The organism is Mesoplasma corruscae, from assembly GCF_002930145.1.
In the GTDB taxonomy this organism is placed as follows: domain Bacteria; phylum Bacillota_I; class Bacilli_A; order Mycoplasmatales; family Mycoplasmataceae; genus Entomoplasma; species Entomoplasma ellychniae.
The window spans coordinates 159,515-183,926 of record NZ_PHNF01000001.1 but is presented as its reverse complement, the minus strand read 5'-3'; the positions used below and the strand labels follow the sequence as shown (position 1 = coordinate 183,926).

Annotated in this window: 15 protein-coding genes and 6 tRNA genes; 19 read left to right on the top strand and 2 right to left on the bottom strand. The window is 26.8% G+C overall.

Going from position 1 to position 24,412, the window contains the following annotated elements:
• Window positions 1-4 precede the first annotated feature (4 nt).
• The 10 genes from truA (at window position 5) to MCORR_RS00745 (ending at window position 18,738) form a co-directional block, all read left to right on the top strand.
• Window positions 5-760 (top strand): tRNA pseudouridine(38-40) synthase TruA, encoded by a 756-nt coding sequence (gene truA / locus MCORR_RS00790; RefSeq protein ID WP_104207729.1) that lies wholly within the window; start codon window positions 5-7, stop codon window positions 758-760.
• Between the two features lie 215 nt (window positions 761-975).
• Window positions 976-5,271: an ABC transporter permease gene (locus tag MCORR_RS00785; protein WP_104207728.1), complete on the top strand. Its 4,296-nt coding sequence runs from the start codon at window positions 976-978 to the stop codon at window positions 5,269-5,271.
• Window positions 5,272-5,282: 11 nt separating this feature from the next.
• The gene (locus MCORR_RS00780) at window positions 5,283-7,946 is read left to right on the top strand and encodes a hypothetical protein (protein ID WP_104207727.1); all 2,664 of its coding nucleotides are present in this window, start codon (window positions 5,283-5,285) and stop codon (window positions 7,944-7,946) included.
• Window positions 7,947-8,486: 540 nt separating this feature from the next.
• The gene (locus MCORR_RS00775; protein ID WP_104207726.1) at window positions 8,487-9,752 is read left to right on the top strand and encodes a hypothetical protein; all 1,266 of its coding nucleotides are present in this window, start codon (window positions 8,487-8,489) and stop codon (window positions 9,750-9,752) included.
• Between the two features lie 491 nt (window positions 9,753-10,243).
• A complete protein-coding gene (gene ligA / locus MCORR_RS00770; RefSeq protein ID WP_104207725.1) occupies window positions 10,244-12,244 on the top strand; it encodes an NAD-dependent DNA ligase LigA in 2,001 nt (666 codons plus the stop codon).
• Between the two features lie 2 nt (window positions 12,245-12,246).
• The gene (locus MCORR_RS00765) at window positions 12,247-12,534 is read left to right on the top strand and encodes an Asp-tRNA(Asn)/Glu-tRNA(Gln) amidotransferase subunit GatC (RefSeq protein WP_104206038.1); all 288 of its coding nucleotides are present in this window, start codon (window positions 12,247-12,249) and stop codon (window positions 12,532-12,534) included.
• A 2-nt stretch (window positions 12,535-12,536) separates the two neighbouring features.
• Window positions 12,537-13,991 carry an amidase family protein gene (locus MCORR_RS00760; protein WP_104207724.1) on the top strand — a complete coding sequence of 485 codons (1,455 nt, stop codon included), beginning with the start codon at window positions 12,537-12,539 and terminating at the stop codon, window positions 13,989-13,991.
• A complete protein-coding gene (gene gatB / locus MCORR_RS00755; RefSeq protein WP_104207723.1) occupies window positions 13,984-15,420 on the top strand; it encodes an Asp-tRNA(Asn)/Glu-tRNA(Gln) amidotransferase subunit GatB in 1,437 nt (478 codons plus the stop codon). The genes MCORR_RS00760 and gatB overlap by 8 nt, the downstream gene beginning before the upstream one ends.
• A gap of 125 nt (window positions 15,421-15,545) precedes the next feature.
• Window positions 15,546-17,183: an APC family permease gene (locus tag MCORR_RS00750; protein ID WP_104207722.1), complete on the top strand. Its 1,638-nt coding sequence runs from the start codon at window positions 15,546-15,548 to the stop codon at window positions 17,181-17,183.
• Window positions 17,173-18,738: an amino acid permease gene (locus MCORR_RS00745; RefSeq protein ID WP_104207721.1), complete on the top strand. Its 1,566-nt coding sequence runs from the start codon at window positions 17,173-17,175 to the stop codon at window positions 18,736-18,738. Before MCORR_RS00750 ends, MCORR_RS00745 begins: the two co-directional genes overlap by 11 nt.
• An 89-nt stretch (window positions 18,739-18,827) precedes the next feature.
• On the opposite strand, the gene MCORR_RS00740 is transcribed toward MCORR_RS00745, so the two are convergent.
• Both MCORR_RS00740 and MCORR_RS00735 read right to left on the bottom strand, forming a co-directional pair.
• Window positions 18,828-19,265 carry a hypothetical protein gene (locus tag MCORR_RS00740; RefSeq protein WP_104207720.1) on the bottom strand — a complete coding sequence of 146 codons (438 nt, stop codon included), beginning with the start codon at window positions 19,263-19,265 and terminating at the stop codon, window positions 18,828-18,830.
• 61 nt (window positions 19,266-19,326) lie between these two features.
• Window positions 19,327-20,184, bottom strand: a complete 858-nt coding sequence (locus MCORR_RS00735) for a potassium channel family protein (RefSeq protein ID WP_104207719.1) — start codon at window positions 20,182-20,184, stop codon at window positions 19,327-19,329.
• Between the two features lie 90 nt (window positions 20,185-20,274).
• Here MCORR_RS00735 and MCORR_RS00730 point away from each other — a divergent pair, with 90 nt between their 5' ends.
• The 9 genes from MCORR_RS00730 to MCORR_RS00690 all read left to right on the top strand — a co-directional run bounded on the left by MCORR_RS00730 (window position 20,275) and on the right by MCORR_RS00690 (window position 24,403).
• Window positions 20,275-21,906, top strand: coding sequence for a potassium transporter TrkG (locus tag MCORR_RS00730; RefSeq protein WP_104207718.1), 1,632 nt, complete (start codon window positions 20,275-20,277; stop codon window positions 21,904-21,906).
• A 9-nt stretch (window positions 21,907-21,915) separates the two neighbouring features.
• Complete coding sequence (locus MCORR_RS00725) at window positions 21,916-22,758, top strand: bifunctional 5,10-methylenetetrahydrofolate dehydrogenase/5,10-methenyltetrahydrofolate cyclohydrolase (protein ID WP_104207717.1); 843 nt, start codon at window positions 21,916-21,918, stop codon at window positions 22,756-22,758.
• Window positions 22,759-22,891: 133 nt separating this feature from the next.
• A tRNA-Asn gene (locus MCORR_RS00720) sits at window positions 22,892-22,967 on the top strand.
• 8 nt (window positions 22,968-22,975) lie between these two features.
• Window positions 22,976-23,051: transfer RNA gene (locus tag MCORR_RS00715), tRNA-Glu, on the top strand.
• 7 nt (window positions 23,052-23,058) lie between these two features.
• Window positions 23,059-23,134: transfer RNA gene (locus MCORR_RS00710), tRNA-Val, on the top strand.
• Between the two features lie 17 nt (window positions 23,135-23,151).
• Window positions 23,152-23,227 (top strand) — tRNA-Thr (locus tag MCORR_RS00705).
• Window positions 23,228-23,327: 100 nt separating this feature from the next.
• Window positions 23,328-23,403, top strand: a tRNA-Lys gene (locus MCORR_RS00700).
• Window positions 23,404-23,409: 6 nt separating this feature from the next.
• A tRNA-Leu gene (locus tag MCORR_RS00695) sits at window positions 23,410-23,493 on the top strand.
• Window positions 23,494-23,566: 73 nt separating this feature from the next.
• Window positions 23,567-24,403 (top strand): HAD-IIB family hydrolase, encoded by an 837-nt coding sequence (locus MCORR_RS00690; protein ID WP_104207716.1) that lies wholly within the window; start codon window positions 23,567-23,569, stop codon window positions 24,401-24,403.
• Window positions 24,404-24,412: the final 9 nt, after the last annotated feature.

Below are 24,412 nucleotides of genomic sequence, written 5' to 3'. Positions count from 1 at the left end.
ATAAATGTATAGAATCCTTATTAATCTACAATATGATGGCTCATCTTATTGTGGTTGAATCAAACAAAAAAATCAAAATTCTATTCAAGGAGTTTTAGAAAAAACTATATTTAAAGTAATTAAGTCAAATAATTTTAAAGTTTATGGTGTTAGTAAAACAGATGCAGGAGTTCATGCGCTTAGTCAAAAAGTTATAATTGAAATTAACTTTCAACCAGCATTAAATAAATTTATATGAGCCTTAAATAAAGCTCTTCCTTCTGATATACATATATCAGAATTTGATTATGTTAGTGCTTCTTTTGAACTACATGATGTCAAGTGTAAAAAATATGTATACACATTGAATAATAGCATTTGAGATCTTAAAAACAACAGATATGAATTAGAATGGTCTAAAAACTTAATTAACATAAAACAATTACAAGATATTTGTAATATTTTTGTAGGTGAACATGATTTTAAATTATTTTCAGGTTTAAGTGAAAGCGAAGTAAATAGTGGTAATTTTAAAACAATAAGAAAAATAGATTCAATTAAAGTTTTCAAAAAAGCTGATAAAATTGAAATTGAGTTTATAGCTAAAGGGTTTATAAGACATCAAATAAGATATATTGTTCAGTCAATTTTAAATTGTCAATATAATAAAGTATCTCAAAGTACACTTATAGAAATGCTTAATGGAAATGGTAAAAAACTGCCTTTTAAAGCAGAAGCAAAAGGATTATTATTAAAAAGTGTTGTTTTTAATAAAAAATAGATGTAGTATTTATCACATGGGTATTATTAAAACAATATCAAATAATTAGTTAATTGATAAATCTAACATTTTTTGAATAAGTTTAACGAGAAGAAAAGTGTAATTTCTATGAATATAGCTAAATTTTAATGCCCATAAAAAATGGCTTTAATGCCTTTTTTTTATGTCAAAATGTTAAAATTATAAAGAACTTATTTATTTTTATAAGGAGAATTATGGGACTTAAAAAATTTAAACACATGTTTAAAAACTCATACAAAAATGCAACAAAGAATAAAATGCAACTTTTTGGGGTTATTGTTTTAGTCTTCTTTTTATCTTTAATATTAACAACTGTAGTTTCTTTAAATAATCGAGTAATTAGTCAATATTCATCGATTCTTAAAGTTTCAAGACAACATGATGCAGTTATTGATTTAAATCCTTATGATGTAGTTGCTACAGGTGATTCGAAAGAATCAAAAAACGCGCCTAAAAATCTAATAGAAGCTCAGCAATATTGAATTCAACAACTACAAGCACAATATGAAAGTGAAAAACCTGAATGAAGTTTTGATTGATCAAGAACTGAAGCAAGGGAATTTGCTCAAGTGCAAAACAAAAATACAAATATTACTTTAAAAGCATTGGTTAAAACAACACAATCATTTGAAAGTAATATTTTAAACTCTGATGGTGTAGATAAACTAACAATATTTGAAGGTAAAGATATTGAAACTAGACATCAAATTGTTATAGATAAAAACTTTGCTAAATCAAATGATATTCAAATTGGTAATATTATAAGAATTCAAAAAGATAATATTGGTGATTCTTTACTTGTTAAAAACAGTAATAATGATGAAAACTTTTTGAAAAATATTAATACCATTGAATCTGAATTAGAGTCTGGAATAGATAGTGAAAACAGCACATACCAAACACTTTATTCAAATTATCAATGATTTCAAGTAGTAGGTTTTGGTTCATCAGCTGATTTTGTAACACCAATCATAAATGAATCTACAGCTTTGCCTAATAGAAAAACAGAAGCCTTAATTTATTTACACCATAAAGCATTTGGGTTAACAAAAAATGAAGATAATGGACTTTATAGTTATGAAGTCAATGCAAATGGAAATTTAAGTGTAAATAGTAATACAGAACAAGAATCTTTTTACTCAATTAAATTCAAAAATAAAATACCTTCAAAAAAAGATTTAGAAGAAATTGAAATTGATTTCAGAGAATTAATAAAAAGAAATATTAATAATAAGCTAGTTTTTGCAAAAAACGATGGTGAATATCGTTTTTCAGAAAGAATTAGATTTTTAAACAAAACTATTTTGAGTTATTCGATAGCTGCATCTATTATATTTGTACTAACGCTTATTGTTGTATTATATTCAGTTGCTTTAATTACAAAAAAACAAATAGAAAAATCAGCAAAACAACTAGGTACTTTAAAAGCTTTAGGGTACAGGAAAAGAATACTTGTGTTTAATTTTGTTATGCTTCCCTTGTTTACATCACTAATTGGTGGTGTTGCTGGTTATTTTGGTTCAGTATTATTATCTAATCTTATAACTTTAGGATTTTCCAATTACTTTAATTTAAATTATTCTGCATTTAATATTGATTGAATTTCATTCTTGACTATGATTGGTGTTATTTGATTAATACTAAACATTATTTCATTTTCAATTTCTATATCTTTAATGAGAAAGTCAGCTTTAAGTTTAATATCAAAGTTACAAGATAAAAAAATGAACGGTTTCAAAAAATTCGTTAAAGCCATAAGAGTAAGAAGAGGCTTTGGTGCAAGAGTCAGAAAAGCTTTATTAGTTGATGCTTTAGGTAAGATGTTTGGTATAGGTTTAGTTGTTTTATTATCATCTAGTTTATTTACAATATCTTTTATAGCCCCAAACATCTTAGAAGAAAATAAAAAATATAGCTTTAATGGGATTAAATATAAACAAATTGTGGAATATAATGACCCTAGTTATAATAACCCAATGAGTTTTTTAAAAACTTTTGAAAATAAAAATGATCCTTCACAATTAATTTATGGCAAAGAAGCAAAAGGTTGAACGTCTTTAAAACTTACTGATAATGGTGCTATTGATATGGACCAAGTAATGAGTGACTATTATAATGGGCATATTACAAATGACTATTATTCAATGTTTATTGACTCTTACATAAAAAACGGCAATGTTATACCAAGTGTTTTAGATTTTGCTTTTGCTAACACTAAAATGCTTAATTTAGAAAGTGTTATATTTGATACTAACTATTTTAAAGAAATAGCTAAATATGGAATCCCATCAATTCAAAAAAATGATTTAATAGGGGGGTTATTAGCCCCAAATGTGCTAACTCAGTGAACAGATTACAAAGATTTAATGGCTAATATTGATGCTAATGATTTAAATACACAAGAAGATGTAAATAAAATCATTATACAAAATGCTAAACTAATGCAAGCATTTTATAAAAAACTAACTTCTTCTATAGGAATGTCCATAACAAATGATTTTAGAGTTGGTGAATACGGACAAGTAACTGATCAAAAATGAACAGAAATGTCTAATAATGAAAAAATAAATATTTTTAATGCTGAATCAGAAGAAAATGAACAATTGAAAAAAAATTATCTTTCAAACAGTGAAGATATTATAAATAAATTGTTAAAACAATCTAGTGAATATGACACTAGTTTTGCGTTAACTAATGATAATTGAAGCATGGGTTCATTTAGAATTAATGATATTCATAATCAAAAATTGTCATTAGAAGATTATTATGTAATAAGCAATTTTGATGAAGCTAAACCTGATAATGAAGCAGATATGCAAAAAGTTAAAGATGCCATTTTACAATATTGAAAATGATTTACTTTCACTTCATATAATCGTATTGACCAAGCTGTTATTCAAGCAGGTATTTCAAGACCACCATATTTTGTAAGTCAAAATATTGCAAGTGCTTATCAATCAGAAGATAAAAACTATAGTATGGCATTTAATCTTATTCAGTATAATTCGAAAGTAGAATCACTTGGAACAAAACTAAATGCATCTAAAAATGGAAATGATTTTAAAATTTATGGGATTCAAAACGAAGATAGATTTTTAAATTTATTTGATTCTAAAAAAAATGATTTAATGAGTATTTTATTTAATGATACTTCAGAAAATGGAATTATAATAAACCAATCATTAGCTAAAGTTTTAAATATAAAAGAAAACGATGAAGTTGATTTTGATATCATTCAAAATGAACTACAAGATGCCAGTGATGGTGAAAACAAACCTTTCAATCTTGATGATTGAGACACAACTGGTTTATGAAGTGGAAGTAATGGTTTTAAACAAAATTCTAGAATGCAAAAATTTGCAAATATAACCGTTAAAAGACCAGTTTATGGTGATTCAAAAGCCATTAACTTTTTAAATAGTATTAATTCGCCAACTAATTATTACAGAAGCGTTTTAAATGGCGAAACTGTGGTAGGGACCAAAACTCAAAATACTAAATTTAAAGTTTTAGGTATTCATGATGGTTATGGAACATCCCAAGCTTGAATTAAAAATGATGATGCAAATGCAATTTTAAAATATGATATTGTACAAAATTACATTTGAAAAAATATTTTTACTAGACAATGAAATGATTCATTTGGATATTCTAATGGACTAATTGCAGGTAAAACCGACATTATTTTAGAAGATCAAATCAACGAGACTGTTAAAGTAATTCCAAAAATATCAGGTCTTGATTTAACTAAAAATAATAATTGAGACTTAGATACATTTAAAGAAAAATTCTTAAATTCAAGTGATAAAAATAAGAAAGAAATAGGAACTTTAATATACTCAATATTTAAAAATCAATACCCAGTATTTAACTATAAATATTCTAATTCATCAGATATTGGTGACTTTGGTACATCTTTAAGTATAAGTAGTGTTTATGGTGATTACTCACCCACAGCTTTAAATGGGTTAAGTGCTAAAAACAGTGATACTGGTCAATCTTTTGATGGAACAGGTATTGGTTCAACATCTTGAATTCTTCCTGTTGATACTTATAAAGAAATAATGGATGAAATTTCAATCATAATAGTGATCATATTAGCGTTAATTATTGTGTTAATTGTAAGTATTGCTTTTGTTATAATATTACTTACTACTTCAATTATTATTAACGATAACATTCAATTTATTTCAACTATGAGAGTACTTGGGTATTCAGATAAATATGTTGTTAAAACTGTAATGGGGATGTATGCAATTGTAATTACTATAATGTTTGTGCTTGGATATATTGGTGGGTGATATGCATGTACAGGAATTGTTAATGTGTTAAAAAACGCAGGACTAATTGTCCCATTAGTTCACCCTATATGATTACCATTTATAGTCTTTATTGGTGTTGTTGGAATTTATATTGTAGCTATTTATGCAGGATATAGAAGTATAACAAAAATTAATTCTATAAAAGTATTACAAGATTCAGAATTATAGAAAGGAGTTTTATGAAAAAAATATTAGTTAGTATTTCAGCACTATCTTTAAGTGTTGCACCAGTCACAGGTTTTTTATATGTATCAAAAACACAAGTGACCAATCAAATAACAAAAGAAATTCAACAATCAATCGAAGAAACTTCTTTGATGTTTAAACAATCAATACTTTCAAGATCAGCTAAAATGAATGCTGGTGTTGTATCTAATGTTTTAGATGAAACTAAGGTTAGTGATTTATCTTCCATTAAATCAGATCTAAATTTAAAAGATTATAATAAACAAAATTATGATTATATTAATGCTGAAAAATATATAAATAAAGTTAATAAAACTTCTGGATACGTTCATTCAGATGAATATTTTCCAAAGCAAACTTTGTATTCAATAGCATCAGATTTCACTTCATCTTTAAAATCATCTTATAATGAGAATGGTCTTACACTTGATGGAACTAATAATTTATTAAATAAAATTTCATACATTGGTGCTGTTGCTAATGCTTTATTATCACCAAGTAAATTAAATGACCCGTTAGCAAAGATAGCATCAAAATTAAGTTTTTTAAAAAACTTACCAACTCCCCCAACATATGATGACGTAGTTAACAAATATGGTATAGAAACATATGGAGATATGCATAATGTTATATTAACTCAAGTTGCAAATATCATCCTTAAACTTATAACAAAGTCAGATGAAGTTCAGTTAGATTATAAAGCTATCATGGATAAAGGTTATAGTTCGGGATTATCTAAACAAGAAGCTAATAAAAATGCTCTGAAAACTTTATATGATACACTATATGATGCATCATATAAAAGTTTTGCTAAAATTGATCTTACTCAATTTATAAACACAACTGATTTAGGAAGTATAAATGACAACGCTCCTGAAACTATTTTAGCAGCTGTGTTATCAGAAAACCCTAATGCAAAAGCAGATATGTTTACTGTCACAGATATTAAAAAACCGTTTTTAAGGTCTTGACAAGCTACTTTGCAACCTACAACTAAATATATAAATAATATAACAGTTAAGTTCGATCCTGAAAACACAATCGACATAACTTACCCTACCACATCTGAACCTCAAACAGAAGTTCCAAAAACAAACGATAAAAAAAAGTTAAATATTGATATTAAAAGTGTTATAGAATTGGCTTATCTAATAAGTTGATATATAAGTTCTTTTGACAAATATGAAAATTCAGCACCGATAGAGAACTTTAATTTGAATTTGTTTGATGCTCAAACAAAAAATATGGATATTATAGCTAAACAAAAAGCAGAAAAAGTTTCATATGATGATGTTCAAGACAAAAGTTTAAAAGGACTTTTTAGTATTTTTAAAAGTATTTTGGTTGAAGATGAATCACATAAATCGCTAAGAGCTTTAAAATTATTATTTCAAGTTGACGATGACTACTCTCCTTCTTTTGATAAGCTAGGTTTAAATTTTCGTTTAATACCCCCCAGTGTAGATTTTAGTGGTGTATGAACTAAAAAACACTATGAAGCTCCCGACAATGTTAAAAATGGTTTTGCGATAATTTTTCAACCAATAGTTGAAGGATTGGTGATGTCTGATACCATTAAAAAAGAAATACAGTCAATACCAATTATTAGTTTAAAATTGTCTGGAGCTGGTAATGCTTTAGGTGCACTAATAGCAAGTGTTTTAGCAAATAATGATAACACTGATTTTTTTACAAAAGGTTTAACTGAAGGTTTTATTATGAACATTTTAAATCTAGTCCCTTCAGTTTCAAAATATATAGATCCTATAGTGTCAAGTGCTAACGCTGGAGCTTTCAAGCAAATGATGACCCAGATATTCTTTTCAAACATTAAAACTGAATTTATACCTAAATTACAACCCATGTTAGATGGCTTTGGTATAACATTACCAGAAGGTATTCCTGATATAAATATTTCAGAACTTATGAATAAAAAAATAGGTCCAACTACAATTGGTTCTGCAATATGATTAATCTTGCCAAATGTTGTTCCTGTTTATATGACAATAAAACCTTTCGCTGATACAGTAAATTCTATATTTAATGATTCTGCTATTGATAAGTATAATTTTTATGACCAAGAAACAGGTCAAATTATACCAAAAGAAGATGTTTTGACTAAAATTTTAGGGTATACAGAAGAAACAACTCAACCAGATTACATAAGTGATTTATCATTAGTTTTTGGAATGATGAAGTTTAATGGTGTTGGCAAAACTATAGGAATAAGATCAAAAGATGATGATTATGGAAAAATATTATACGCTGATAAAGCTTGAAAATTCATTTTAGGTTATAATTACGATGATCAATATTTTGAAGATAAATCACTTTTAGGAAATTTAAATAAAGTCTTACAATATAAAATAGTTTATATTTTAGTCAATACAGTAACTACTTTGTTAGATGATAAAGTTGAAAATAATCTATCTCAAATCATATATGATAAAAAGAAATTAGTAACTCTTAGAGCGAATAAATCCAGATTTGAAAATAAATATGTCTCATACAAAACAGAAAATAATCAAAATATTCTTGAGTACAATATTAGTTATAAAATAAGTTTAGGTGTTTATGATAATTATAGAGTCGTTGTAACACAAAATTCAGTTAATAAATGATCAATTGAAAATTTTTCTTATATTGAAAATGAATAAATTTAAGATTAAAAGGTAAATAAATATGCCGCAAAAGTTTAATCTGTTTTAATACTAAATTTAAGTGTGAAAGAATGTTCTTCACACTTTTTTTGTTTTTGTCTTTTTTTGAAACACAGAAGTGGGCGATAGAGTAATTCATAGTTAATTCATCAATAAAGGCATGTAATGCTAATTTTGTTGTTAACTCAGTTATGAATTGAATCATAAGCTGCATAGTACTTTAAAATTTTTGTTAAATTTTTGTTAAATTTTTGACTCATATAATGCTTTTAAAACAGTTTAAATACCTACAGTTTTTTACTAAGGCATTTTCAAAAATTGATGAACAACTTAAATACACTTCTCTATATAGCTCACATTTATTTTCATTATTTACTATGATAATTTAAGGTTTATAATATTTAAATCAAACATATTTACTACGCCATTTTTTTACAATTTTAAGATTTTTTTGAAGTTTTTTCATAAAAAGTGCTTTTTTTTTTTTTTTTAAGGTTATATAATTAATTTTAATTAATTGGAAAAGGAAAAATCTCAATGAAAAAATTATTATTATCATTAGCATCTTTTAGTGCTATAGTCGTTCCAGCTGTAACAGTTGTTTCATGTCAAACTTCAGTTGACACCAATAAAGTTGGTAAAACTGTTCAAAGTTGATCTTTAAATGGTAAAGACGTTGCTGAAGTACAAACACTTTTAAATAACTATTTAAAAGATCATAAAATTAAAGGGGTTGTTTCTTTTATTGTCACTAGTATATCTAATAGTAATGATGTTGATGTAAAAATTGTGTTAGCAGAAAAAGCAAGTTTTAAAGATTCTAAAGCAACTTCATTTACTTTATCAAATGCAATTAAAAAAGGAAACGGTACAACATCTGGATCTGAAACAGTTATAATTACAGATGCGAAAATTGAAGCAGTTAAAGAACAGATTCCAAAATTATTAAGCCCTTTCGATATTAATCCTCCCATTGATCCAAGTTTACTAAGTTTAGCAAATGGGTTTGGAGCATCATTAGTCAAAGACGCTATTAATAATGCGTTAGAAGTAAAAGATGCAATTGCATCAAGTCAATTAAGTGCTGATAGTGAAGTTCCTTCAACTGTTGTTTTAACTGTTACTTTAAATGACAGATTTGAATTTGAAGATGAAACTAATACAAAATCAATTAAAGTTGAAAACTTTTTATTGATTCCATTGAATATTAGTGAAATTAAAAATAATAATTTAATACAAGAAATTAAAGATTTAGCAGGAATTGATGAGGTTAATGCTAAATTAGCCGAAATTAAAATTGAACATGTTGTAAGCATGAAAGCTGAAAGAAAAGGTGGTTCTTTGACTGATGTTACTGTAACAGTTGTAGCAAGTGATGGTTATGTAGATGCAAGTTTTGATATTGAAGGAGCACTTAAAGCTCAAGAATCTAAAACACTTTCAAGTATATTTATTGAAAATATTGTTAATGCAAATGGAGAAATTAATTTTGATTCAAAAACTAATTATAATGATTCAGAATTTGTTCAAGGTGAAGAACATGATGATGAAGCATATTTAGAAGCGTTGACTATGGAAACAATTAATTATCTAGTGGATAGTGTCCAAGAAAAATATCATGATGACTTTGAGAGTGATTTAGACAATGATTATTTAACTTATGACGGGTCTTATCTTAAAGAACAAATGCAGGATTTAAGCACAAAAGAACAAATAAAAATTAAATTTATAGTAAATCCTGAAACACCTTCCAATCTTTTTACAGGAGAAATTATTGTTAATGTTAAAATTTTAAAAAGTTAAATAATTTTTTAAAATCTATCAACTTTTATTAGATTTTTATATAAAAAAATCCTACACTTGCTATTATTAAATATTTTAATAAAATTTAAATTGTAAAAAATGAAATCTACAACTTTAAATAATTAGTTAAGACTAATCATATAAAGTTGGAAAAAATAATTCTACATTTATTTTATATTTAATGCCAGTTAATGCTGGCATTTTTCAATCTAGAACTTTTTATACTTGTAGTTAGCTTTTAAATTAGTATGCACTTATATTTTATTAAATTTAATTTTTAATTAACTTTTTTATCTTCAAATTGAGCATAAAGATATTCGAGTATTTTTTGAACAAGTGAAAAATATAATAAATAATAGGTTCTGTTTCTCCATTTCATAGCTGAAAAAGATTAAACAAGAAATTATCAGTTTTCCCATCATTTCTAAGTCTTGTTCATTTTTTTATTTTAATAAAAGATATAATATAAAAAGATTAAACAAGAGGTTAAAATGAATATCAAGGATGCAAAAATTCAATTAAAAAATTTAAGAACCAAGTTGAATCAATGAGCAAGAGAATATTATGTCAACGACAACCCTTCAGTGGATGATGTTGAATATGATAAGTGCATGCAAGAACTTAAAAATCTTGAAAGCATGTTTCCTGAGTTAATAACCCCAGAATCTATTTCACAAAAAGTTGGTGGAATTGTTAGTGAAAAATTTGAAAAGCATATTCATAAGTACCCTATGTTAAGTTTAGGTGACATTTTTAGTTGAGAAGAATTTCAAAACTTTAATAAGCAAGTTGCAAAAGTAACAAACACCTTAGAAAATGAATACACTGCAGAATTAAAAATTGATGGTTTATCAATTAGTTTAATTTATCAAAATGGTACATTACAATCAGGTGTTACTAGAGGTGATGGTATTGTTGGGGAAAACGTTACAACAAATGTAAAAACAATTAAATCGATTCCATTACAGATAAATAATAAAGATCTTATAGAAGTAAGAGGAGAAATATTCTTATCTAAATCTGAGTTTAAAAAAATAAATGAAGAACGTTTACTAAACGGTGAACCATTGTTTGCCAATCCCAGAAATGCTGCTGCTGGAACTTTAAGACAATTAGATTCTTCAATTGTTGCTAAAAGAAATCTTGATGGTTTTCTATATTACTATTTTAATGAAAAACAACCAGAGAAAACTCAGCTGGATTCAATTAATAAAATTGAATCTTTGGGTTTAAAAACAAATCCTGAAACAAAACTATGTAAAAATTTAAAAGAAGTTAAAAATTACATTGATGTATATACTAAAAAAAGAATTGAACTTGATTATGAAATAGATGGCATAGTTTTTAAACTTAATGATAAACAACTGCAAGAAGAAGTTGGATATACTGCAAAAAACCCAAAGTGAGCTATTGCTTACAAATTTCCAGCTGAAATAAAGGAAACAAAACTACTAGATATATTCCCAACAGTTGGTCGGACTGGAAAAATAACTTATAATGCAAAACTTGAACCAGTACAAATAGCTGGAACAAGTGTTGGAGCTGCTTCTCTTAATAACGCAGAATACATAATTGCAAAAGAATTAAAAATTGGGGCTAATGTAAAAGTTAAAAAAGCTGGAGATATAATCCCTGAAGTTATTAGTGTAATTAAAGATGAAAATTACAAATCTTTATTAGAATGAGATAAAGATTTAAAATGTCCAGTTTGTAATTCAATTTTAGAAAAGTCAGACAAAGAAGTTGATCAATTTTGTGTTAACTTCAATTGCCCAGCACAAATAATCAGAAGTCTACAACATTTCGCAAGTAGAGGTGCTGCTAATATTGCTGGTATGGGTGGTCAGACTATTGTTAAGTTTTATGAAAACAAAATTATAAGCACTGTTGCTGACATTTTCAAACTAAATCAACATAAAGAAAAAGTGATCAACTTTGATAATATGGGTGAAAAAAGCTATAACAAATTAATTGAAGCAATTGAAAATGCTAAAAAATCTTCATTAGAAAAAATTTTATTTGGTTTAGGTATAAGACATGTTGGTTCTAAAACAGCTTTAACTTTATCTGAAATATATCACGATATTGAATCAATTATGAATGCCACTTATGAAGAGTTAAGTTCAATTGACTCTGTTGGAGAAGTTTTAGCGCTTTCTATTGTTGATTGGTTTAAGATTGAATCAAATATCACAATAATCAAGGAATTAAGAGAATTAGGTGTTAATTTGACATATTTAGGCGAAAAAAAGAATACTGATTCACCAATCAGTAAAAAAACTTTTGTAATAACTGGTAGTTTAGAAAAACCAAGAGATTTTTATAAAAACATAATAGAATCTAATAATGGTAAGGTTATAGGTAGTGTTTCTAAAAAAACTGATTATGTTTTAGCTGGACAAAACGCTGGAAGCAAGTTATTTAAAGCAAAAGAGTATAGTATTAAAATAATCAATGAAGAAGAGTTTCATTTAATTTTAAAAGGAGAATAATTATGGAAAAAAAAGATTACTATAAATCATTAGCAAATGATGTTATGTTAGATTTTGACAATAATCATTATGATGATATTGATAAAAATTATGCGGAACTAAAAGAATTATTCAAAAAAGTAACTTCCATTGATACTGAAGGTGTCAAACCATTATTTTATCCATATGATGATATTCACACTTATTTAAGAGACGATGAATTTATACAAACGATGAATCAAGAAGATATTTTAAAAAATGCCCCAAGCACAGATGGTGATTTTGTGACTTTAGTAAAGGTGGTTAAGTAATTATGAAATATAATACACTTTCAATTGAACAACTTCATGAGTTATTAAAAAATGGTAAAACAACACCATCAGAAATAGCAAAACAACTATTATTTTTGTGTGAACAAGAAAAATATAGTAATGCAATTAATTTTTTGAATCAAGAAGTTTTAAAAGAAGCTGAATTATTAGAACTAAAACAAGCTGATAACAGTTTGTTATTTGGTATTCCTTACGCTGCAAAAGATAACATTTCAACTAAAGGCATACCAACTTGTGCTTCATCAAATATTTTGAAAGGTTATATACCATCTTTTGATGCAACGATTATAAGTAAATTAAAAGATAATCAAACTTTAATGTTATGCAAAACAGCTTTAGACGAATTAGGGATGGGAGGAGTTGGTCTTTACTCAAGTAATGGTGAAATATACAACCCATATGATTCAAAAAGAATAGTTGGAGGCAGTAGTAGTGGTAGTGCTTATTTAGTTGCTAAAGGAATAGTGCCTTTTGCTATTGGAACAGATACTGGTGATTCAATTAGAAAACCTGCTTCATTAAATAATATAGTTGGTTTTAAACCATCATATGGTGCTATTAGTCGATATGGTTTGTTGCCATATTCGCCAAGTTTAGATACCATTGGTTTTTTCACAAGAAATGTTAATGATATTGCAATTTTGTGTGATGCTACTTTTGGATATGATAAAAGAGATGCCACTAGCATAGTTATAAATGAATCGGATTTTTACAAAAATATTAATTCAATAAAAAGAACAAAAAAATATTGTTACATTAAATATGTTATTGAAGCATTGCCAAATGAATTAAAAGAAAAATATTATTCATTCTTTAATCAGTTAAAAAAACAAGGTTATGAAGTAATGGAAGTAGACTTTCCAAAAGAATTATTATTAGCTGTATCTCCAGTTTATATGATGATATCATATAGTGAATCAGCTTCAACAAATGCTAACTTAGATGGTATTAAGTTTGGAGCAAGAGTTGATGGTGATGATTATGAAGCGGTGATTAAAAATACTAGAAATGCTGGTTTTGGTGAAGAAGTTAAAAAAAGATTCTTAATAGGTTCATTAAATTTAAATAAAGATAAACAGTTACTCTACTTAAACCAAGCTAAAAAAGTTAGAAGATTAATTGTTGAACAAATGAGTAAAATTTTTCAACAAGCAGATATTTTAATAGTCCCACCATTTTATGATATTGCTCCATTAGTTAGTGACATTAAAAAGCCATTAACTGAAGAACAAGAAATTATTACTGATATTTTAATTTTAGCTAATATGAATGGTTCACCATCAATTACTATCCCATTTACCAAAAAAGCAGGAATGGGTATTGGAATAAATTTTATAACTAAACCCAAAAGTGATTTGTTATGTTTACAAGCAGCAAAAGTTGCTGAAAATATAATTGGGATTAAAAACCAAATAGTAGGAGAAAACTATGAATAATTTTGAAGTTATAATTGGTATTGAAAATCATATTGAATTAAAAACTAAAACAAAAATGTTTTCACCAGCTCCTGTAAGTTATGGACAAATACCTAACACTCAAGTTCACGAAGTTGATATGGCTTATCCAGGAACTTTACCCACTGTTAATAAACAAGCAATCAAATTAGCTATTTTAACTTGCAACGCACTAAACTTAAAAATTGATTCGCTTTTAAAATTTGATCGAAAAAACTATTTTTACCCTGATTTAACAAAAGGATATCAAATAACTCAACAATATAATCCAATTGGTAAAGACGGTAAATTAGAAATTGAAGTTAATGGTGAAAAAAAAATAGTCGAAATCGAAAGATTACATATAGAAGAAGACACCGCTAAACAAATTCATAAAGATAACTTAACTTATATTGATTTTAATAGAGCAGGAACACCATTAGTTGAAGTTGTAACTAAACCTGTTATGCGAAATGCTGATGAAGCTTGTGCTTATGTTGAAAAATTAAGAGAAGTATTATTATTTTTAAAAGTTTCTGATGTAAAGATGAATGAAGGAAGCTTAAGAACTGATGTGAATATTTCAATTAGGCCATTTGGTGTTACTGAATTTTCAAATAAAGTTGAAATTAAAAACTTAAATTCTATATCAAACATTAAAAAATCTATTGATTATGAAATAGATAGACAAACCAAATTAATGTTAAATAATGAAATTATAAAGCAAGAAACAAGAAGATTTGATGATCAAACAAATTCAACTGTTGCAATGCGTTCAAAAACAGATGCATTAGATTATAAATATTTTAGAGAACCCAATATTGCACCAATTCAAATTGATAAAAGTTGAATCGAAGAAATTATTAATCAATCACCAGAATCACCAGATGTAAAAAGAGTCAAATATCAAGAAGTATATGGATTATCTTTATATGATACAAATAACTTACTTGCTAATCTAGAACTGAATGACTTTTTTGAAGAAACAATTAAACTAACTAATGACTATCAAAGAGTTGCAAACCTTTTAACAAGTGATATACAAGCGATTCTTAATGACAGAAACACAACTATTGATACTTTAAAAATAACTCCTCAAAATTTAAGTGAATTAATCACTTTAATACAAGAAGGAATAATTTCATCAAAACACTATAAAACACTTATTCCTATAATGGTTGATAGTGAAGTTCTACTTCAAGATTTAATCGAAGAGTTAAAAATTAAAATTATTTCTGATGAAGCTACAATTGTTAAGCTATTAAACCCAATAATTGAAAATAATTCTGAGTTAATTAAAGAATATAATGAAAGACCAGAAAGAGTTACTAAAACTATAATGGGACAATTAATGAAACAAACTGGTGGAAATGTTAATCCAGAAAAAAGCATGCAAATTATTATAGATATCATAAAAAACCAACTTATTTAATTTTTAATAACACTATGTGTTATTTTTTTTTGCTAAAAAAACCATTAAACATTTATTTTATTTTTGTAGTATAATTTACAAAATATAAATATTTTTAAAATTTATAAAGCTATTAAGGAGGAATTATGACACTAAAAAACAAAAAAAATTCTAAATCAGATCATAAAATTAGTATTAGAAATGGCGTGTGAATGCTTTTCAGTTATGTTGCAGGAATAACTTTTATTATGCATTTTGGTGTTTTTAATGGTGAAAGATCAGAAAATGGGCATGAAATAAGGCTTGGTTATCATATTGTTTGAATAATGGCTTTTATATCAATAACTATTTTTATAACTGCTTGAGCTTTTATAAGGTTGATAAGATCACATCCCTCAACAACTGGTGGTGGTGCTCAGTACACTAGAACTGCTTTTGGTAAACAAATGAGTATTTTGTATAGCGTTTTTTCAATTGCAGTTATAAGCCTTTTGTTTGTATCTATGATAGTAACTTTAAGAACAACTTTGTCAGTTGATAATTGATTATATGAAAATGTTTTTGGTGACTGAACTAATTTTATTTTAGATTTTGGTGGTTTAATTTTTGCTTTAATTGCAGGCATAACTTCATATTGAGGAGTTAAAAGATTTAAAAAAGTTTCTACATTATTATCTTATGCTTCTTGAACTATTACTGGATTAATAACAATAATAGCTTTTATTTTAATTTTTGGTGGAAGAACTGATGTTGATGGTAGTGGTAAAAAAATCGAACCAATAGTTTCAGAATTTAAATTCAGTTCATTCCAATATGCTTTTATTGTTTTCTTTTTTAGTTATGGTGGGTTTGAAACATTTATTAGTACAGGTAAAGCTATTAAAAATAGAAGAAAAAATTTACCAATAATAATAATGATTTCATTAATAATGACTACTTTATTTTTCATGTTATTTTCAGCATTATTTTTGTTTACATTAGTCGGAACTTTTACAGACACTCCCAACTTAGAAATTTTTAAAAGGTTAGATATCTTATTTAAAACAAAGCAACATTACTTTTTTGGGTTTGGTGTAACAATCATCATCATCTATATGTTATTTAACCGTTTTAATTCGTTAACTCAAATGTCATATTATGGATCTAACAGTGTTGATTCTTTAGTGCAACAAAATTTTTTACCAAGTAAAATTGGTTTAACTAATGCAAATAATGTTTCAACAAAAGGGTTATTAATAAGTCTGGGTTTGAGTTCATTTTTATCAGTATTTTTCTTATTAATTCCAGACTTGATTCAAGGTTTCACTGGTTCGCAATCAGCATTCAATTTTGATTCGGTTGCTGGCACTGTTGGGTTTACATATATTTCAATGTATTCAATAGTTATTCTTTGTGCAGTCATTTTAACTTTTAAAAAGAAAATAAAATCAAAATGGTGGGAACTAACATTATGAATTGGGACTATAGCGTTTTTGATTTTAATGTTAGCTTATCAATTTTATAACTTATTTGATCAAATGATTCCAAGAAAAGAACAAGAAACTTTTGAATATTTACAATCATTAATCGGTTCTTTAATTCAAACTATATTTTATTTTAGCATGATAGGTGTTTCTATTATTATCCGCTTTGTAGTTCACCCAAAACTTGAAAAAAAACTTACTGAACTTGAAAAAAACAAATTAGAAGAATTTATTTTAAATCATTATTATGCATCAGATAATGTTGATGAAAAAAGATTAAAAGACGAACAAAATAAAGGAGTAAAAAATCATGAGAAATAAAAGTTTTACAAAATCAGCTCTAGTTTTTTTAGTTTTTGCTATTGTTTTTAGTTTTAGAAACATTATTAATAACCAATCACAATTTGGCATAATGGGATTATTTTTATTTTTAATAGGTGGAATTATTTATGCAATTCCGATTACTTTTGTATCAATAGAATTTAATTCAATCAAAAAGTTAAAAGATAACGAAGCAGGACTAGGTGGGTGGTGTATTTATTCTTTGGGTAAAAAAAATGGTTTTATAGCTAGTTGAACATCTTATTTTGCAAATGTCTTCTTTTTTGCAACATTAGCCCCATTTGCAGTTATATCTATTTCATTTGTTCTGATGGGGGATAATGGATTTGATATGTTAGCAAAACATTTAGTTATGCAAGGATATAGTGAAAATAATGCCACTAGATATTCCACTATGCTCTTATCATTGTTTGCCATCATATTATTTTGATTTACAACTTATTTGTCAAAAAAAGGTCCCAATTGAATAAAATACATAACCAATATTGGAGGAACAGCTTCATTATTTTTAGGTTTAATATTTATTGTAATAGGACTATTTGTAACTGTACCTTTTATTCATAAAAGTGTCAGTCCTACATGAAGTTGAGAGTTTTTTGACCCATTAAATTCTAACTTTTTTAATGGTAACACTTGAGCGTTTATGTCTGCAGTACCGTGAGTATTTTTCGCATATAATGGTATTGAAACGATTGCAGTATTTCAAAAAGATCTAAAAGGTGATTATAAAGCGTTTAAGATTGGCGCTATATTAGGAAATGTTTTTACAATTATTATAATGGTAATTTGTGGATTAACTATGAGTCTTGCAATTGATCAAAATCTTATAACAGAATGAGGAATATCAAATTCTTATTATAAAGTTTTTCCTGCATTATTTGGTTTATCAGAACAAGGCGGGGGTGTTTGATATCAACTAATCCTTAGATCAATAGCTTTCATTTTCGCTATTAATAGTTTCGGAGCATTAGCATTTTGAACAGTTGGACCAGCAAAAGTATTTTATTCAGAAGTTCCTTATGAAGCTGCTGGAAAAATTTTATCTAAAACAGATCATAATGGAATCCCAAGAAATGCTTTAAACTTTCAATTCATAATTGTTGTATTGTTGCTAGTTTTAGTAGGAACAACAACTAAAGGAGCTGTAGGGCAAGGGACATCAGAATTTTTACAAACCATAACTCAAGCCACAACTTCATTAGCAATAATACCATTTATCTATTTATTTGTTGGGTATATCAAAATTAGGTTAAATGAAGAAATTGATAAACAGATATGCTTTATTAAAAATAAATATGTAGCAACTTTATTTGCAATATTCATATTATTTATTTTAATAATGGCATTATTTTTTGGAATAATACCATCACCAGAATCGTGAAAAGATGATTGATCAAGTGCTATTGTCGCTTTATCTTTATCATTTTTTGGAACTGTTGTTTCCATGGGTTTTGCTTATTTTATGTGATATTGAAACGTTGATAGAATTAAAAATAACCAATTAAAAAATACTTGAGGTAAGTCAAAAAAATAAATCTTAAACACAAAAAAAATAGAAAAATCTACGCTATTCAACGTAGATTTTTTTAATCAAAATTTAGAATTTACTTCTTTAATATTTTATTATTTTTTAATAATTGGTGCAATAAACATTGATGAACCAATTAGTATTAAAATATAAAAACCAACTATACTTAACACACTAACTGACATTCCACTAGTACCTAATAAACCAAAACTTAAAACTATTAATAAAACAATGCTTATAACGTTTAAAACAATTGTTGCTAAATTAAATAATCTTGCAAAAAAATCAATTGTTAATATTCCTAATAATAATCTAATTGCAACTGGAACAATACCAATTATTGATAAAATTAACGCTCAAGTAGCTAAACCATATGAACTAGTGTCTTGCAAATCATTCAAAACCAACACACCGTTTGTTGATTTAACCCCATAACCAATTACAAAGCTAATCAATATAACTATTAGTGCTCAAACAACTGCACCAATAACTGAAGCTAAAGATGCTAAATTTTTTAAAGCTCATTCTTTCATTTTTTCTCCTCCTTGTTATGTATATAATTATACAATATTGTTTAGTGTCAAGTCAAAAATACTATTTTTTAGTAGTTTTGTTTTGCTTTGTATCATCAAATATTATTGAGTCAAAAATAGTTTCAACATCTTCAGCATTTTTTAAATTATCTGTTAACTGACCAGTATTTGAAATATTTTCAAGTTCTTCAAAGATTTCAAGTTCATCATCATCTTGTTTACTATCTTTTGCTTGCCCTTGGATTTTATTTGCAAGTTCATTAATAATATTTATTTTAGCAAAAACAACAATTTCATCATTTTCTTTTAATTCTGTATAATCATCAGGGATTAAAATTTTATTATTTCTTCTTAATTGAATAATATTAAATTCTTTTGTGCTTGATAATCCAACTTCTGCAATTGTTTTACCAAAAATATCAAAATTAGTTAAAACAAGTGAAGTTGAGATGTAATCTTGATCAACTGAATTAACTTCAACATCAAAAGCAATATTAAAAACCGCTCTAGCTGCAACTATGTTTCCTGATATGTCATCAGGTATAATAATTTGGTTTTCATTTAAACCAAGCGCAGTTAATAAACGCTTATGTTTGCTATCTTTAGCTTTAACAATAATATTTTCACAACCTAAATCTAATAAATTTAAAACTGTCATTAATCCTGATTCCATATTATTACTAATACCTATGATAACAACATCAAAAGCCCCAATACCGTTTCTTGCTAATGCAGTTTTACTTGTTGCATCCAATATTGTTGTATCAACACCATAATCAAACTCTGAAAGATGTAAGTTTAGTTTATCTTCGTCATAATCAAAAACAGTTATGTATTGTTTTTTATCAACAAGTGTTTTAATAACAGATAAACTAAAGTTAGAAATCCCAATTATTGCTATACTTTTTCTTTTTGCCATTTTTAAAGTATCCTCTTTACTATTAACATAATTATACATTTGATAATATATAAATTGTATAATATCTAAAATATAAAGGATCCAGAGAAAATGGAAAATAAAGATCGTAAAGCGAAAAAAGATTTAAAAAAAGTCAGAACTCAAGATTTCTTTTTCAAACTCAAAAATGCATGGCCTCTTTCTAAAGTTTCGGGAAGAATTTTTTTAATATATTTACTTATCGTTTTAGTAGGTGGACTTTTTTTGTCTATTCCAGGGTTTGTTAAAAGCGATAAATTCCAATGAGATTTTATAACAGCTGTATTTACAGCTGTTTCAGCATTTAGTGATACAGGAATAACAATATCTAATGCTGCTCAAGATTATACTTTATTAGGACAAATAGTTTTACTCATATTAATTGAAATGGGGGGTATTGGTGTATTAACCATTAAAATAGTTATTTTTATTATTATTAATAAAAAAATATCACTTGATGACACTATAATTGCTCAATCTGAAAGGGGTGGGAGTGTTAAGTCATCAACTATTGAAATGATAAAAGATGGTTTTGTATTTATTTCTTTTGTTCAAATAATTTCAGCTGCTATTTTATTCTTTTTATTTTTTTATTTAAAACCAGGTGAATTTTCAGATAATATGGCATTGATTGGTGGTGAAGACAAAACTGTTGACTTATCTGTTGTTTCACCTTATAAAAATTTTTCACAGTCATTTTGATTTTCTATATTTCATTCAACATCTGCTATTAATAATGCAGGTTTTGATATAGTTTCAGGAAATTCCTTACAACCATACAATGTAAATAATGCTCACCATTACTCTATTCAAATAGTTTTTTTAATGGAATGAGTAATTGGTGGTTTAGGGTATCCAACATATCATGACATTAAGAAAAAAATAAAAGCTAAAAATACTGGTGAAAAAGTAAGGTTTAGTTTATTTACCAAGCTTAATTTTTGAGTTTATATACCACTTTTAATATTAGGTCCATTAGCAGTTTATTTTTCAGAGTTTGCTCATAAAGATACATCTTTAATTTTTTATAATTATTCATATGAAGTTGATCCACTAACAGGGCAAGCTATCAACATAAATTTGCTTGTTCCCAAAACTAACACAGCTGTTATAATGGATGTTATTTTCAACACAACTTCGTGTAGAAATGCAGGTTTTTCAACTGTTCCAATGAATGATTTTAATTCTAGTTCAAAATTATTATTATCAACATTTATGTTTATTGGTTCAGCACCATCATCAACAGCTGGAGGAATTAGAACAACAACTTTTGCAATTATTATTTTATCAACCATTGCATTAATTAGAAATAATCAGCATACAAGTGCTTTTAGAAAAACTATTCCAGCAGAAACTGTTAGAAGAAGTTTTGCAGTTTTCTTCATTTCAGTATTTATTGTATTTATGACTTTATTTGGAATTTATGTTGATTCATATTCATCTTTTACAACAAAGGTTAGTTTGCAAACCAATGATGATAGTGTGATTAAATTACTTTTATTGATTACAAGTGCTTATGGAACTGTTGGTATGAACCCATTCACTCAAAATCAAATGTTAACTTTTGGAACATTATCTAAATTATTACTTTTATTATGTATGTTCTTAGGTCAATTAGGTGTTTCGAATACTTTATTAGCTTTCATTAAACCAAGCAGAAAAACTAATTCAAAGTTTTTAGACGAAGATGTTACAATAGGATAGGTGGTTAAAATGATATTAGATGGAAAAAAAATAGCATTAGCTAGAAAAATAAAATTAAAAAAAGAAATTGAAGTTTTGATTCAAAAAAACCAAAGACAACCTAGTTTAAAAGTACTTATGGTTGGAAATGATCCAGCTAGTGAGACATATGTAGCTCACAAACTAAAAGTGGCAAATGAACTAAACATTAAAGCAGAACTAATAAGATTTGATTTTGATGTTAAACACGCTGAGCTTTATAGCAAAATTGATGAACTAAATGTTGATGAAAATGTTGATGGAATATTATTACAACTACCATTACCAAAATCATTTAATGAAGAAGACTATCTACAAGCAATATCGCCTAGTAAAGATGTTGATGGTTTTCACTACATAAATCAAGGTAGATTGTTGCAAGGTTATGAAACTATTTATCCATGCACACCACTTGGAATAATTAATTTATTAGAGGATTACAATATTAAATTAACTGGTCAAAATGTAACAGTTATTGGAACATCAAATATTGTAGGAAAGCCCTTAGCGTTAATGTTGCTAAATAAAAAAGCAACTGTAACGATGTGTAACAAAAATACAATTGACATAAAAAAACACACAAAATCAGCTGATATTTTAATTAGTGCAACTGGTAAAAAATTTATTATTACTGAAGATATGGTTAATTCTAATTGTACTGTTATTGATGTTGGTATTATAAGAGATCTAACAACTAATAAATTAGTTGGTGATGTTGATTTTGAAAATGTTGCTAAAAAAGTTAAAAACATCACACCAGTTCCAGGTGGTGTTGGTCCTATGACTGTGATTACTTTGATGGAAAATACTTTAAAATTATATAAAAATAAGTAAGGTGAATACCTTATTTTTATTAAAGTTAATAAAATGCAAAATATTTATTTACAATATAAAAAATATATGTTAATATTTTATTTGTCTTTCACTAGATAATAATTTTTAAATATTTAACCAATATTATGTACATGGCTTTTTAGCTCAGTTGGTAGAGCAACCGGCTGTTAACCGGTTTGTCACAGGTTCAAGTCCTGTAAAAGCCGCCATTACATTTGGCCTGTTGGTGAAGCGGTTAACACACACGGTTTTCATCCGTGGATACACGGGTTCAAACCCCGTACAGGCTACCATATTTTCGGGATGCTAGCTCAGTTGGGAGAGCTCCTGCCTTACAAGCAGGCGGTCAGCGGTTCGAGCCCGTTGCATCCCACCATTTTTTTATTTTTTAATGCTGACTTAGCTCAGTAGGTAGAGCAACTGACTTGTAATCAGTAGGTCGGGGGTTCAACTCCTCTAGTCAGCACCATTAAGAGATGATGGCACCGCTGGGTGCCTTTTATTTATCGTTTTAAGGTTATTGAAATCAATTTATTTAAGTGGTAATATTTTAATTGTCTTAACAATATGACTCGCTAGCTCAGTCGGTAGAGCAACTGGCTTTTAACCAGTGGGTCCGCAGTTCGAGCCTGCGGCGAGTCACCATTTTAAGCGGGATTGGCGGAATTGGCAGACGCACTAGACTTAGGATCTAGCGTCTTTGACGTAAGGGTTCGAGTCCCTTATCCCGCACCATTCTTAAAAGCAAAACCGGACTAACTCCGGTTTTTTTATAAAATAATGTAAAATAATAAACAAGGAGATGTTTATGGATAAAAAAATCTTAATTTTAACAGATTGTGATGGTACTCTTTTAAGTGATGATTACAATTTTTCAGAGTTTACAATTGAAACTACAAGAGAAATTTATGAAAAAGGTCATTTATTAATTCCAATTACTGCAAGAACCTTAAAAAACCTTAAAAATATTTCAAATCAACTTAATTTAGAAGAATTAAATGGAATAATAGCTGCAAATAATGGAGCTCAAATTTATGATTTCAAAAATAAAAAATTTATTTTAAATTCAGTTTTAAATAAACAAATAATTCAGAATGTATTTAATATGTACTATAAACCAAAATCAGATCAAAAAGAAGACAAGGTAAATTTCACTTCTGAAAATTATGTTTACTCATTTGGTCACTCTGAAAATACTTTAAAATGATCATCTATCATGGAACAAGAAAATTGTGTTATTTCATCACCTGATGAAATCAAAGAAGAAATAACAAGTATTTCAATAATAACAAAAAAAGGTACAACTATACAAGAATTTGAAACTAAACTTAAAAAAATTAATGAACTGTTTGGAAGTGATTATAAAATTGATGCATATCACAATAGAGTTATTTCAATAGCTCCTAAAAATATTGATAAAGGTTATGCTGCAAAATTAATAATAGAATACTTAAAACCAAAAGAATATATAACTTATGGATTTGGTGATAGTTATAATGACATTTCTTTATTTAACAGTGTTGATAATCCTATAGCAATGTTAAATGGTATTGATGAATTAAAAGAAATAAGCAAAGACACAACCAAATTTGACAACACTCAAGATGGTGTTTGTAGATATTTAAAAGATAATAAAATTATTTAAATCACTATT